Genomic DNA, 13,728 nt, shown 5'->3' with positions numbered 1-13,728 from the left:
GTCATCAGTCCGTCATCCCGGGGCGCGCGCAGCGCGAGCCCGGGATCCACAGCCACAGGCAGCAATTTGGCGAAGACTCGGAGTTACCACTTCGCGCCACAACCACTCCCTGGGGTAATGGGTCCTGGCTTTCGCCAGGACGACGGTGGAGAGCTTACGGCTTCGCGTCCGCCGCGTGCAGCACGGCTTTGCAGGCGGCCGGCATTTGCGCCAGCGTCATTGGCGGCTTCGGCTTTGGCGGCTCCGGCGGCGGCTTCGGGTGCAGCACGCCATCGCTGAACCAGTAGGCGAGATCGGCCTCCTTGCAGCCTTCGTCCTCGGATTGCGACGGCTGGCCCTCGCATTCGCCAGCACCGGGCGGGCAGCGCATGCGGATGTGGAAGTGATAGTCGTGGCCCCACCACGGCCGGATCTTCGACAGCCAGGAGCGGTCGCCCTTGGCCTCGCGGCACAGCGCCTTCTTGATCGCGGCATTGACGAAGATGCGCTGCACCGCCGGCTCCTGCGCCGCATCGCGCAGCACCAGGACATGGCCCGGCGTGAACACCTTCGGATCGATGTCGAGCCGGTCCTGGCGCACCATCATCACCGCCGACATCTCCTCGCGCTCCTCGCGCGAGAGCCGATGGTCCGGCATCGGCGTCAGCCAGATGTCGGCGTCGAGACCGATCTGGTGGCTGGCGTGGCCGGACAGCGCGGGGCCGCCGCGCGGCTGGGCGATGTCGCCGACCAGGATGCCCGGCCAGCCGGCGTCCTTGCGCGCCTTGGCCGCGAGCCGCTTGATCAACGCGATCATCTCGGGGTGACCGTAGCTGCGATTGCGCGACAGCCGCATCACCTGCCAATTGTCGCCGTTGAGCGGCATCTGCTCGGCGCCGCCGATGCAGCCCTTGGTGTAGGAGCCGATGACATGGGCCGGCCCTTTCGCCGGCAGCAGCTTGCGCGCGAACAGTTCCTTGGCGGCGATCTTGGGATCGTTCGGGTTGGCGAGCGGCGGCAGCGGTTTCGGGGTGACGCTGCCCTTGTCCTGGGCCAGCGCGCCGCCGGCACCCAGGAGTGTCGCCAAAAGCAGGAGAGGGATGATGCGGCGGCGACTCATGCTGGCATCCTTATAGCCCAACGCCGCGTCAGGGTTAAGAATTAGGCTTGCCGGTCGGGCACAACCTCACGGCGTCTTTACAGCCGCGGTCTCGCCGCGACATCATCGGTCCCGGACGAGAAGCTGCGGGGCTTTGGTCATGAACGGGCATCTTGCACGGCTCGCGATGCGGGTCGTCGTGGCGGCGCTTGCGCTGGCGGGATTTGCCGCGGCGCCGGCGCGGGCCGATCTCAGGGTCGACATCGACAAGTCGTCGCAGCGCATGTCGGTGCTCGTCGACGGCGCGCCGCGCTACAACTGGCCGGTGTCGACGGGCCGCAGAGGCTACGGCACGCCAAGCGGCACCTTCCATCCGCAGGTGATGATGCGGCGCTATTTCTCGCGCAAATACTACAATTCGCCGATGCCGCACGCGATCTTCTTCCATCACGGCTTCGCCATCCACGGCACGACCGACATTTCCCGCCTCGGCGGTCCGGCCTCGCATGGCTGCATCAGGCTGCACCCCGCCCATGCGGCGGCGCTGTTCGCGCTGGTCCAGCGCGAGGGCGCGCGCAACACCACGATCCGTATCTCCAATTAGCGCATCTCAAAAATCGCATATCGGCCGGCGGTTTTTTAACGCCACGATAACCCTATGTTGCATTGACCAAAATTCGTGCGCGGAATCAGGAATGACCGCGGTGGGTATGCAATCGCGCGCGATTCCGGAAATGATTCAAGAGCGCGCGCAATTTTGCGCCAGATTGCGCTCCGATCGCGACGGCGGAATTGGTCTGGCGCGCCCGCTGCCGCTGCCGCGCCTCGCAAACAGGCAATCAAGCCGGCTTCACGGCGCCCGCAGGCCGGCGCGCGGGGCGGCCGAGCCGCCGAAGATTACTTTTTTTTCAGACACTTGCCCCAAAGCTTGCGGCCGCAGAGCGTGACTGGGACGTATCAAGTTGAGTTCGGGGCCTCGAAAACCAGGAAAACCAAAGCGCAGCCTGACCGCGCGGGCCGGCCATGGGCCGCGCAAGCCGAGATTCGCGCGCGCGCGCCGTCCCGCGGTCGCAATCGACGAACTCGAGCAGAGCCGCGCGGAGGCGGATGCCGCGATTGCGGAGGCGCGCAAGGCACATGAGCGCCTGCGCCAGGCCATCGATATGCTGCCGCAGGGCATCGTGTTTCTCGATCCCGAAGGCCGCTACGTCCTCTGGAACAGGAAATACGCCGAGATCTACAGCAAGACCGCCGATCTGTTCGAGGAGGGCGCGCGCCTCGAAGACACGCTGCGCATCGGCGTCGCCCGCGGCGACTATCCGGAGGCGGCCGGCCACGAGGACGAGTGGATCGCCGAGCGGCTGCAAAAACTTTATCAACCCGGCGCGCGCCATGAGCAGACATTGTCGGATGGCCGCGTCATCCTGATCGACGAGCGGCTGACCGACGACGGCGGCGTGGTCGGCCTGCGCGTCGACATCACCGAATTGAAGCAGCGCGAGGCCTCGTTCCGCCTGCTGTTCGACGGCAATCCGGTGCCCATGATCGTCTGCGCGCTGGACAGCGAGCGCATTGTCGGCGTCAACGATGCCGCGGTTGCCCATTATGGCTACAGCCGCGCCGAGTTCGAGCGGCTGACGATCCGTTCTTTGCAGGCCTTCGACAGCGAGCCGCCCTGGACCACCGATCGCTCCAGCGAGGAGCAGGCCGCGCGCACCTGGAAGCACGTCAAGGCCGACGGCGCGCTGATCGACCTTGCGATCTATTCCCGCGAGCTGACCTATGCCGAGCGGCCCGCGGTGCTGCTCGCGCTGATGGACATCACCGAGCGCAAGCGCGCCGAGGCGCGGCTCGCCTTCATGGCCCAGCATGACGGGCTGACCGGCCTGCCGAACCGCAATTTGCTGCGCCAGCAGGTCGACGAGATGCTGCTGCATACGCGGCGCAGCACCGACAAGGTCGCGCTGCTGATGCTGGGGCTGGACAATTTCAAGGCGGTCAACGACACGCTGGGACACGCGGTCGGCGACAAGCTGTTGCGCGGCGTCGCCAAGCGGCTGCGCTCGACCTTGCGCGAGGAGGACGCGCTGGCCCGGCTCAATTCGGACGAGTTCGCCATCGTCCAGAGCGGCCTGGCGCGACCCGAAGACGCGGTGCTGCTCGCAAAACGCCTGCTGGAGGCCATCGCCGATCCCTATCTGCTCGACGGCCATTCCGTGGTGATCGGCGCCTCGATCGGCATTGCGATGGCGCCCGGCGACGGCGACGATTCCGAGAAGCTGCTCAAGAGCGCCGACATGGCGCTGTCGCGCGCCAAGCTGGATGCCCGCGGCAGTTTCGCCTTCTTCGAGGCCGCGCTCGACGCCAAGGCGCAGAGCCGCCGCAAGATCGAGGTCGAGCTGCGCGATGCGATCCAGAACGACGTGCTGCGGCCGTACTACCAGCCGCTGGTCGATCTTTCGAGCGGGCGCATCACCGGCTTCGAGGCGCTGGTGCGCTGGCCGCATGCCGAGCGCGGCATGGTCTCGCCGGCCGAGTTCATCCCGGTCGCCGAGGACACCGGCCTGATCAACCCGCTCGGCGGCTTGATGCTGCGCCGCGCCTGCTTCGATGCCGCGACCTGGCCGGACGACGTCCGCGTCGCCGTCAATCTGTCGCCGCTCCAGTTCCGCAGCGGCAAYCTGCTGTCGGTSGTGACSGAYGCGCTGAARCATTCCGGCCTGCCGSCGCGGCGGCTSGAGCTCGAGATCACCGAGACGCTGCTGCTCGAGAAGAGCGCGCAGGTGCTGGCGACGCTGCATGCGCTGCGCGCGCTCGGCGTGCGCATCTCGATGGACGATTTCGGCACCGGCTATTCCAGCCTCAGCTATCTGCGCAGCTTCCCCTTCGACAAGATCAAGATCGACCAGGCCTTCGTGCGCGATCTCGGCGCCAACCGCGAGGCGCAGGCGATCATCCGCTCGATCGTCAGCCTCGGCAAAGGGCTCGGCGTCACCATCACCGCCGAGGGCGTCGAGACCGAGGCCGAGCTGAGCTGTCTGCGGGCCGAAGGCTGCGACGAAGGCCAGGGCTTTCTGTTCAGCAAGGCCCGGCCCAATGCCGACATCATCAGCCTGCTGGCCGCGCAGCGCGGCATCGATGCCGACGAGGATGCCGCGCTGGTGGCGTAAGGACCGCAATCGGCAGCGCGGAAACCAGGGCGTGAACTCAACGGTATGAGTCCACGCCCCGGCTCGGCCTAACCCAACAAGTCGTCAGTAATCCCAGAAGGCCGGGACCCAGCGAAAGGCGTCGCCGTCGACCGCGACATGGCCGATGGATGGGAACGGCATATGCGTGGCCACCAGCAGCCCGCCGGTCGTCGCCAGCTCCCGCAACAGGCGGACGCGAACGCGGGCCGCCTCCGCGGGGTCGTGCTCGAAGCCGTTGTACCACTCGGGGTGCTCGAACCCGACCGTGAACACGGCGTCGCCGGCGAATGTCAGCCGGTCGCCGCCGGATGCCACTCGGACCACGCTGTGCCCGGGGGTGTGGCCGCCGGTGCGCGTGACCACCACCCCCGGCGCCACCTCGTGCTCCTCCTCGAAGGTGCGCAGCTGGTTGCGATACACTGTCGCGAACTTCTTCGCGGCGGCCCGAAGCGCGTCCGGGAATCCCGGCGGCATGGAGACGTGGGAGAAATCGGGCGCCTCCCAGAACTTGACCTCGGCGGCTGCGACGTGGATCCGCAGGTCCGGACGCAGCCGGTCCTTCACCCCGTCGACCAGCAGCCCGCCGACATGGTCCATGTGCATGTGGGTCAGCACCACGTCGGTCACGGACCCAAGGTCGATGCCGGCGGCCTCCAGTCGCTTGTTCAACTGACCGGCCCGCGGCAGGTGCAGGTCGGGGTCGGCCCCCAGCCCGGCGTCGATGAGGATGGTCTGACCGCCGCTGCGCACCACGACCACGTTCAGCGCCCAATCGAACGCGTCCGGCGGCAGGAACCTGTCCTTCAGCCAGGCCGCGCGGACGGCCGGGTCGGCGTTGTGGGCCAGCATCGCGCCCGGCAGCGCCAGCACCCCATCGCTGACCACCATCACGTCAATCTCGCCGATCCGCAGCGCGTAGCGCGACGGAACCAGTTCGTCGAGCCCCGCTCTGCCGCGGTCCGAGGTGTTGTCCGGGCTCATATTCGTGTCCGGCTGGGTGTTGCGAACCATCTGATTCATCTGTGAAGACTCCTGCGTTCGATCTGGCGTTCGGTGTTGGCGCTCGATCCCGGGCGGGCCGCACGTCCCGCGCCGGAAGCGCGGTCCATGCTGACGAGGTGCCCGGAGACCGGTGACAGGCTCAATGCTCGGTCACGATGACGGTCTACAAAACCTCACCTGCGGCCGCCCCAGCGCGATTGCCGTCGGTATAGAGCGATTGCTGCGAACGCATGCGCCGGCCGAAGCGCTCCAGAAGCGCTTCTTGAAACGCGTCTTGGCACGATGCGCCGTTGCGGCGGATCATCCGTCGCGACCCGTCGACGTCAGCGGTCCCCTGAAAGGATCATCCTGCCGACATCCTCGTAATGCGTGTCGCGGGCCTGGATCTGCTGGGCGATGGCGTGCATGTCGCGAAACCGCCGTTCGAACGGATTGCTGCGGAACACGGCCGTGGCGCCAGCCATGTGATAGGCGGTGTCGACCACTTTGGCCGACTGGTGGATGGTCCAGGTCGCGGCCAGCCGAACCGCGCTGCGATGCGCCGCGCTGAATTCGCCGGTCGCGCTGAGGTCGCGCCACATCGCATTCACCGTGGCATAGAGATAGGCGCGGGCGGCGCGCAGATCGCCCTCGGTGCGGCCGATCAGCCCCTGCACCGCCTGGTTGTCGCGCATCGCGCTGGCCGCGAGCGACTGGTGCTTTGCGCGCGCCAGCGCAATCGACGCATCCAGCGTCGCGCGCGCCACGCCGAGCGAGACCGCGGCGAAGCCGAGGCTGAAGGTCGAGCCAGTGCCGATCCTGTAGAGCGGGCCCGTCTCGCGCAATGCGGACGGCACGTCGCGAAACGCGGTGAAGCGCTCGGGGATGAAGAGGTCGGCGACCTCGTAGGAATCGGTGCCGGTGCCGGCGAGCCCGATCGCCTGCCAGACGTCGTGCAAGGTCGCGCTCGCGACCGGGAACAGGATGGTGCGCAGCTCGGGCGATCCATCGGCATTTTTTCGTGGCACGCCGTCGGCACCCACGATGCGGACATGCGCGCCCAGCCAGCTCGCCTGCCGCGAGCCCGAGGCAAAATCCCAGCGCGCCGTGACCCGATAGCCGCCCGCGACCGCGCGCGCCTCATGCGCGACCGCGCCCCAGGCGAGGATGCCGGGGGCGGCGTTGAAGATCTCATCCGCGGTGTCGTGATCGAGCGAAGCCGCGATCATCGCGCAGACGCTGCACTGGCCGAGACACCAGGCGGTCGAGGCATCCGCCTTCGCGACCTCCTCCAGCATCTGCATGAAGGCATCGGGTGCGGCCTCGGCGCCGCCGAGGCTTTGCGGCAGCAGCGCGCGATAGAACCCGTGCTCGATCAGCGCGCCGACGACGGCCGGCGTCAGCCGCCGCGTCCGCTCGATCTCGTCCGCCTCATTCGCAATCAGCGGCGCGAGGGCGCGTGCCCGCTCGACGAGGCCAAACCCGGGAGTTGCGTTCATGCGCGTTTCCTCGCCGTTCTTGTTGTGAGCGGTCAGGGACGCGATGGTCGTCGATTTGGCTGGGAGGATCAAGATCATGTCCCAATGCTTGGCCCGCAGGCCACGATCCGAAATCTCGCGATCTCTCGTAGCCCGGATGGAGCGAAGCGAAATCCGGGGGCCTTTGGAACCCACGGCAACGAACCCGGATTGCGCTTCGCTTCATCCGGGCTACGCACTATCTGATGGAGTCGGTAAGCAATCGCTCCATGATGATCGTGCGTTCGTCGCCATGGTAACTGTCGCGCACGGCATTGAACCCAAGCCGCGCATAGAAAGCTTCCGCGGTGACTGAAGAAGGGACGGTCAACGAAGCGATGTTGCGCTCGCGCGCTATGCGCTCGATCTCGGCCATCAGCAGCTTGCCGACGCCGCGCGCCTGAACATCGGGAGCGACGAAGACCGTACGGACCACGCTTCCGTCAAGGCTTGCCGTTCCAACGAGGCGGCCGCCGACCGCGGCGACAAAAACGGTGCGCTTCCCGATCAGATCCCGTACGCCGCCTGGACTGAAGCTGCGCTCGACCCGTTCGATGATCTCGTCCGTATAGTCCTTCGCATTCGTTTCGCGCAGCGCACGCAGAATGACCGCGCTGATGTCATCGGCGTCGTCTTCGCGTGCGGGCCGGATCGTGCATTCCATCGATCACTCCACCGACGCCGTCGGAAATCACTGGACGTCGAAGCCTGCGCCTTTGGCTTGGCAATCAGCTTGTCGCGTGGTCAAACTTAATGCTACCGTTTGTAGCATAACCGAGCAAGCCAAAAGGCACGCCATGACGAAGCCGACCCGCCGCAATGCTCGCCTCGCCGCGGCTGCCACCGGCGCCAATGCGCCGGCCATGCTGAAGCTCGAGCACGCGCCGATGAGCGACATCATCGATGCCCTGGCCGATGGGCAGGTCACCGCCACGGCGCTGACCAAAGTCTATCTCGCACGCATCGAGGCCTACGACCGCAACGGTCCCATGCTCAACGCCGTCCGTGCGCTCAATCCCGACGCGCTCGCAATCGCGGGCAGGCTCGATGGCACGAGGCCGTCGGCCATGCGGCCGCTCGCCGGCGTCCCGATCCTGGTCAAGGACAACATCGCGACCTCTGACAAGCAGCCAACGACGGTGGGCTCGCTGGCGCTGGAGGGCGCGCGTGCCAAGAGAGACGCCACCGTCGTCAAGCTGCTGCGCGACGCCGGCGCGGTGATCCTGGGCAAGGCAAACCTGACGGAGTTCGCCAACATCCTCGCGATTGGCATGCCCTCGGGCTATTCGTCGCTGGGCGGTCAGGTGAGGAACCCCTACGCGCCGACGCTGATGGACGATCAAGGCATCCCGGTCGTGCAGCCAGGCGGATCGAGCTCGGGCTCCGCGGTCGCGGTGGCGACAGGTCTGTGCGCGGCCTCGATCGGCACCGAGACCTCGGGCTCGCTGCTGCACCCCGCCAGCCAGAACGGCCTCGTCACCGTCAAGCCGACCGTCGGGCTGATCAGCCGGGCCGGCATCGTGCCGATCGCGCATAGCCAGGACACCGCAGGGCCGATGACGCGCAACGTGCGTGACACGGCACTGCTCCTCAACGTGCTGGCCGCCAAGGACCCGCGCGATCCGGCGACGGAGCGGCAGCAGCGGCCGGCCGATTACACCACGGACCTCACGCGCGATGCGCTGAAGGGCGCGCGCATCGGCGTGCCGAGCGCCCCCGCCGATCCGCTGAACGATCCCTATTACGGCAAGCTGCCACCGACATCGGCCAAGGTGATGAGCGAGGCGATCAAGGTGCTGGAGGATCTCGGCGCCGTCATCGTGCGTGCCGGCATGCCGACGGCGGGCTGGATTGCCGGACCGGGCACGACCATGGCTGTGCTCAACCGCAATCCGCTGAGCCGCAACAAGGGCAATCCGATGATGCAGTGGGTCGTCTTCCTCTACGAGCTGAAGCACGATCTCAACCTCTATCTGAAGGATTGGGCGACCAATACCGACATCAAGACCATCGCCGACATCGTCGCCTTCAACGAGGCGCACGCGGAGAAGGCGCTGCGTTTCGGCCAGGACCTGTTCCTCGCCGCCGACAGCACCAGGGGCGATCTAAGTGAGCGCGAGTACAGATCGGCGCGTGCCATGGACCTGCTTGCCGCCAAGACGCGCGGCATGGACGCCTACATGAACCAGCACAAGCTTGACGCCGTGCTGTTTCCCGGCGCCGCAGGCTCCGCAATCGCCGCCAAGGCGGGCTATCCCAGCGTCATGGTGCCTGCCGGTCTTATTTCGGGGGTCGACGACAAGGACACGCCCGACTATCCGCTCGGCGTCGCCTTCGCGGGCCGCGCCTGGAGCGAGCACAAGCTGTTGCGCCTGGCCTACGCGTATGAGCAGGCGTCAGAGATGCGCAAGCCGCCGCCCGGCTTGGTCTCACTTTAGATTCCATGCTTCGCCTTGGCGAGCAATGCTCGCACGCCTCACGGGTCGGGCCGGACGGCCATCGCCTGATCCTCAGCCGTTCGGCAGCCACCAGCCGAATATCGCAACGGCGAGGCACGCCACCAGGCACACGGCCTGATGGCCCATTTCCATCCAGTACTGGACCGGCGCGGTGTCCCTCTGGAAAACCTGCCTCGACCAGTCCAGCAGCCAGTCCACGAGATCGGGACTGAAGGCCCTGATCTTCCGCTCGGCATAGCCATCCCGCAGCATGCGGCCGCAATCGACGCACAAATAGATCGCGACGACGCGAGCGACGACCTCACACAGGAAAAACCGCATGCACGCACCCGTTCATCGCATATGGATTCGACGGCTCGTCAATCGGCGGGGGCCGTCATTGCATTGGCACTACCCGGTTTGGTGCGGTTGGATTTCGTCCTGGTTCAATGGTAGGGCGGGTCATGTGCGCGCGCGCCGACGATCCGAGCCGGAAGCGATCAAAGCAGAAGTGGGGCGCCGCATTTCGGCCGACGTCGGCCATGGGGCCACATGCTGACACCATCTGCCCGTAATGATAGCATGCCTCTCGTCACCGGCCTGCGAGGTTGTTCTCGTAAACGCACACGCAAGAACGTGTGAGGAGGCAAGTCCAATGAATTGGGGAGCGCTCTGCAGGCCGCGCGGTTGCCGCAGGCTTTTCTTGCCTGTCATTGTCGTCTCCGTGCTCTGGGCGCCCTTGGCATGCGCGCAGGACGTCCGAAGCTCTCCCGGCGAGCCGGGGCCGTTTTTTTCGGATAGCGGCCCCGATGCCGAGATCTACGGCGCGGCCGAGGGCTATCCAGTCGGCACGCGGGGGACCGCCACCGAGCTTGACAAGCTGGTCGGGGTCTACAGCCATTTCGGCGAGATCTACCCGTCGCGCGCGATCGCTCGCGCGACGACGCCCTGGCAATTCAAACGCGCGCCAGAGCCATCGATCGCCTACAGTTTCGGCACGGAACGGCTGAGCATCGCGGATTATCTCAAGCGCAACCCGGTGACAGGACTCCTGATCGCCAGGGACGACACCATCCTGTACGAGCACTATCAATATTCGCGGACCGACCGCGACCGCTTTCTGTCGCAGTCCATGGCCAAGACGCTGGTGGGCATGCTGGTCGGGATCGCGGTCTCGGAAGGACGGATCAAGTCGATCGACGACCTCGTCTCAACCTACGTCGCCGGCCTTGCAGGAACGGAATATGGAAACACATCCATCCGGGCCTTGTTGAATATGTCTTCGGGCGTCGAATTCTCGGAAAACTATGATGGGCACGATGACATAGCCCGGCTTGGGCGAGCCCTGTTCGTTGGAGAGACAAAAGATCCCGCCGCAATCGTCGCGCAATTCAATACCAGAACCGCACCGCCGGGGACCAAATGGCACTATGCAAGCGTGGAAACCGAGATACTGGGCCTGGTCCTGCGCGCCGCCACGGGCGCCCCGGTCGCCGACTATCTCCACGACCGGATCTGGGATGCCATCGGCACCGAAGCGGATGCCTCATGGGCGATAGACGGTAGCGGGCAAGAGATTGCTTTTTGCTGCTTCAACGCAACCTTGCGCGACTATGCGCGCCTGGCCCGGCTGCTCGCACATGACGGCGCTTGGGAAGGTCGTCAGTTGATCCCCCGGCAGTGGCTGTTGGATGCCACGACCGTCAGACCAAGCGATGGTCATCTCGCTCCGCGAGTGGCCACATCCTATTTCGGCTACGGCTATCAGGTGTGGATCCTCCCGGGCGAGCAGCGCACATTTGCCCTGCTCGGCATACGCGGTCAGGTCATCCTGGTCGATCCAGCCTCGAAACTCGTCATGGTGCACACTGCCGTTCGCCAAAAGCCGTCCGAGCCGGGAGCCCTCCGTGAGCCGCTTGCGTTGTGGTCCGCCGTGCTTCAACAGCTCGGCAAATGATGATCCGGCTTGCGCCGGATCCCGGGTCAAGGGTCAGGTGCGCTTTCCGCCGACCGAGATGAATGCCATGAGACAGGGTTCCGGCAATGGGTTGCGCCAGCGATGGCGYGTTCCGTTTTGGACGATGCAATCACCTTGACGCAAATGCACCTTCTGCCCGTCGTCCAGCTCCAGTGTCATCTCGCCACGAACCACGACTCCGTAATCGATGGTGTCCGATGTGTGCATCCCTGGAGCGCCGCGCTCGAAATGGTCTCCCATGCCCGGGATCTTGTCCGACATTTCTTTGAGCCCACTCTCGAAAGTGACTCCAGGCGGCGGCTTCCAGCCTTCGGGACGCTTCGGCGGATACGAAATGAGCCGAAATAGGGTGCCCCCGGGACCTGGAAAGGCCTTCGTTCCGCTCGACATCGGATCCGGCTCCAGGCCAGTGAGAGCCGGCACTCCCTCGGTCATATACAGTTCGTAGAAGGTCAGTCCCGGATTGGCATCGATCTCCACCAGCTTCGGGGTCACGTCAAAAGACTTGAACACCGACTTGCCGGCTTCGTCGCGGCCGGTCAGCACACGCTTTGGAGGCGGCAAATCACTCGAATCTTTTGCCTCGGCGGGGTGTGACACCAACGCACTGCCGGTGGCCAGGACGGAGAGCGCCTGCAGCAGGTGTCGCCGGCTGCCTTCAAACTGTTCGGACAAAGGCTCCGCCTTGTGCAAAGAAGGCTCCGCCTGATCCAGGGATCTGGTCTTGTGCCGTTGCCACAAGCGCCAAAGCAAGCTGCTCATCTGCGTTCTCCGTGGTTACGCGTCGTCGCATCCGCACACCGCTCCGGTCGCACTCGGCCCGCAACGACCGCGACGTTGGCGAACATGCCGCCTCGCCAAGAAATCCGATGCAGTCAGTGCATCGGCAGCAATGCCCATCGTCAAAAATCGGGCGTTGCATACACCGCGCAGCAGTTGGCGACTGTCGCGGACAGCAAGCTTCACCAGCAGAAGCGCGGGCGCAGACAGCAGGAAAAAAMCATCGGCAAAAGCAGGATGATGAAGGCCGCCAGAGCAACGGCATTTGATATCATGCGGCATCCCCGTTTGCCCGCCGACAACCCGCCCTTCCATCGTTCAATCTAGGCGCGTAGATTGCAAAGCGCTATTCGGCTTTGGTCGAGGATGATGGCGAGCCTCGACGTCTTCGCCTACGATCCAGTTGAGCCATTTGTCGGAGACGCCGGGATGCAAACCATTGGTCTGATCGGGGGCATGAGCTGGGAGAGCACTGCGCTTTACTACAAGCTCATCAATGAGCGCGTGCGGGATCGCGTGGGCAAGCTGCATTCGGCCCCGCTGCTGATGTATTCCTACGATTTTCAGGAGATCAAGGAGATGCAGTACGCGGGCCGCTGGGAGGAGGCGGCCGCCAGCCTCGCGGAGGTCGCGCGGCGTCTTGAAAGCGCCGGCGCGCGCGCGATCGTATTGTGCACGAACACGATGCACAAACTGGCGCCTGATATCATGTCGCATGTGACCATTCCCTTCATTCACATCGGCGACGCAACGGCAGAGCGCATTCGGTCGAAAGGATACCGGCGGGTAGGGCTTCTCGGCACCAGGTTCACGATGGAGGAAGACTTCTACATCGACCGACTGCGCGCGCATGATCTTGATGTGCTGGTTCCTCCCACTGAGGCGCGGGCTGACGTGAACCGCATCATCTACGAGGAGCTGTGCCTTGGAAACGTCACCACTTCCTCGCGCCGCCGCTATCAGGACGTGATGGCATCGCTCGTCGCCGCTGGCGCGGAGTGCATCATCCTCGGCTGCACCGAGATCACGATGCTGGTCGGCCCGGACGACACCTCGGTCGAGACATTCGACACGACCGCAATCCATGCCGAGACGGCGGCCGATTTCGCGATCGGTTGATTGTGATCGCGCAGATCAGACGTTCGCCATCGGAAGCAATTCCAGCTTCGCAGATGATCTTTCCAACAGCCTGGCTTGCGCCGTCCGCCGAGGATCATTCCGATAATTTTGAAAGTCCGCATCGGATGCGAAGCTGACGATGTGCACTTCCATGGTGCCATCCGGATTGCGAAGCCGACGTTCCAGACATCCGTTGAACTCGGCCAACAGCGGCTGGACAGTGTCCTCGTAGGCGCGAAAGTCCGCGACGCCTTCTTCAGGTATTTTGGCTATGAGCACAAACGTCACGGGCTTGGTTTGATGGGACATCATCGCAATTCCAGTTCGTAGGATGGGTAGAGCGTAGCGAAACCCATCAATCTCATAGTTACAATCGGATCGAACCAACAAAGGTTACCGCATGCTGCGTCTGCCCGTCGCGGCGATCGGTTTCGCAAGAGCTCAACCCATCCTGCGGGCTGGGTCTCTATCCGGGTTCGGTTTCTCGTCGGGGGATTTCGTCCCCTGACGGGGACGGATGATCCGAGGCGACGTTTGATCTAAATCAAGGAGAGGACCTTGAATTAGGCCCCCGATGGATAGGCGTGCCTCCCCGACATTTACCAATAGACCAAGCCTCGATGAAGGTCTGTAATGGGTCCAGAGC

14 protein-coding genes are annotated in these 13,728 nt (G+C 64.9%); 6 read left to right on the top strand and 8 right to left on the bottom strand.

Annotation, left to right across the window (positions count from 1 at the left end; genetic code table 11):
* Window positions 1-154 precede the first annotated feature (154 nt).
* Complete coding sequence (gene mepA, locus ACXJL8_RS16355; protein WP_456619389.1) at window positions 155-1,099, bottom strand: penicillin-insensitive murein endopeptidase; 945 nt, start codon at window positions 1,097-1,099, stop codon at window positions 155-157.
* Window positions 1,100-1,238: 139 nt separating this feature from the next.
* Here mepA and ACXJL8_RS16350 point away from each other — a divergent pair, with 139 nt between their 5' ends.
* Both ACXJL8_RS16350 and ACXJL8_RS16345 read left to right on the top strand, forming a co-directional pair.
* Complete coding sequence (locus tag ACXJL8_RS16350; RefSeq protein WP_456619390.1) at window positions 1,239-1,682, top strand: L,D-transpeptidase; 444 nt, start codon at window positions 1,239-1,241, stop codon at window positions 1,680-1,682.
* 400 nt (window positions 1,683-2,082) lie between these two features.
* A complete protein-coding gene (locus ACXJL8_RS16345; RefSeq protein WP_456685235.1) occupies window positions 2,083-4,248 on the top strand; it encodes a putative bifunctional diguanylate cyclase/phosphodiesterase in 2,166 nt (721 codons plus the stop codon).
* Between the two features lie 84 nt (window positions 4,249-4,332).
* Here ACXJL8_RS16345 and ACXJL8_RS16340 read toward each other — a convergent pair whose 3' ends face one another.
* The 4 genes from ACXJL8_RS16340 to ACXJL8_RS16325 form a co-directional block, all read right to left on the bottom strand.
* Complete coding sequence (locus ACXJL8_RS16340; RefSeq protein WP_456619391.1) at window positions 4,333-5,289, bottom strand: MBL fold metallo-hydrolase; 957 nt, start codon at window positions 5,287-5,289, stop codon at window positions 4,333-4,335.
* A gap of 145 nt (window positions 5,290-5,434) precedes the next feature.
* Complete coding sequence (locus ACXJL8_RS16335; protein ID WP_456619392.1) at window positions 5,435-5,575, bottom strand: hypothetical protein; 141 nt, start codon at window positions 5,573-5,575, stop codon at window positions 5,435-5,437.
* Between the two features lie 19 nt (window positions 5,576-5,594).
* A complete protein-coding gene (locus ACXJL8_RS16330) occupies window positions 5,595-6,749 on the bottom strand; it encodes an acyl-CoA dehydrogenase family protein (protein WP_456619467.1) in 1,155 nt (384 codons plus the stop codon).
* Between the two features lie 217 nt (window positions 6,750-6,966).
* Window positions 6,967-7,431 carry an N-acetyltransferase family protein gene (locus tag ACXJL8_RS16325; protein ID WP_456619393.1) on the bottom strand — a complete coding sequence of 155 codons (465 nt, stop codon included), beginning with the start codon at window positions 7,429-7,431 and terminating at the stop codon, window positions 6,967-6,969.
* Window positions 7,432-7,564: 133 nt separating this feature from the next.
* Here ACXJL8_RS16325 and ACXJL8_RS16320 point away from each other — a divergent pair, with 133 nt between their 5' ends.
* Window positions 7,565-9,205, top strand: a complete 1,641-nt coding sequence (locus ACXJL8_RS16320; RefSeq protein WP_456619394.1) for an amidase family protein — start codon at window positions 7,565-7,567, stop codon at window positions 9,203-9,205.
* Between the two features lie 72 nt (window positions 9,206-9,277).
* Here the strand turns inward: ACXJL8_RS16320 and ACXJL8_RS16315 are convergent, their stop codons facing one another.
* The gene (locus ACXJL8_RS16315; protein ID WP_456619395.1) at window positions 9,278-9,547 is read right to left on the bottom strand and encodes a hypothetical protein; all 270 of its coding nucleotides are present in this window, start codon (window positions 9,545-9,547) and stop codon (window positions 9,278-9,280) included.
* Between the two features lie 361 nt (window positions 9,548-9,908).
* Here ACXJL8_RS16315 and ACXJL8_RS16310 point away from each other — a divergent pair, with 361 nt between their 5' ends.
* Window positions 9,909-11,162 carry a serine hydrolase domain-containing protein gene (locus tag ACXJL8_RS16310; protein ID WP_456619396.1) on the top strand — a complete coding sequence of 418 codons (1,254 nt, stop codon included), beginning with the start codon at window positions 9,909-9,911 and terminating at the stop codon, window positions 11,160-11,162.
* Window positions 11,163-11,195: 33 nt separating this feature from the next.
* Here ACXJL8_RS16310 and ACXJL8_RS16305 read toward each other — a convergent pair whose 3' ends face one another.
* Entirely contained in the window at window positions 11,196-11,945 is a 750-nt protein-coding gene (locus tag ACXJL8_RS16305; protein WP_456619397.1) for a cupin domain-containing protein, read from the bottom strand.
* Between the two features lie 75 nt (window positions 11,946-12,020).
* On the opposite strand from ACXJL8_RS16305, the gene ACXJL8_RS16300 reads away from it, so the two are divergent.
* Both ACXJL8_RS16300 and ACXJL8_RS16295 read left to right on the top strand, forming a co-directional pair.
* On the top strand, window positions 12,021-12,290 hold the full coding sequence (locus ACXJL8_RS16300) for a hypothetical protein (RefSeq protein WP_456685234.1): 270 nt from the start codon (window positions 12,021-12,023) through the stop codon (window positions 12,288-12,290).
* A gap of 102 nt (window positions 12,291-12,392) precedes the next feature.
* Window positions 12,393-13,082 carry an aspartate/glutamate racemase family protein gene (locus ACXJL8_RS16295; protein WP_456619468.1) on the top strand — a complete coding sequence of 230 codons (690 nt, stop codon included), beginning with the start codon at window positions 12,393-12,395 and terminating at the stop codon, window positions 13,080-13,082.
* Window positions 13,083-13,097: 15 nt separating this feature from the next.
* Here ACXJL8_RS16295 and ACXJL8_RS16290 read toward each other — a convergent pair whose 3' ends face one another.
* On the bottom strand, window positions 13,098-13,391 hold the full coding sequence (locus ACXJL8_RS16290) for a hypothetical protein (protein WP_456619399.1): 294 nt from the start codon (window positions 13,389-13,391) through the stop codon (window positions 13,098-13,100).
* Window positions 13,392-13,728: the final 337 nt, after the last annotated feature.

The organism is Bradyrhizobium sp. P5_C11_2 (genome assembly GCF_054049755.1).
Note: the sequence above shows the minus strand (reverse complement) of the source record. Positions and strands in the feature narration are given on the sequence as shown.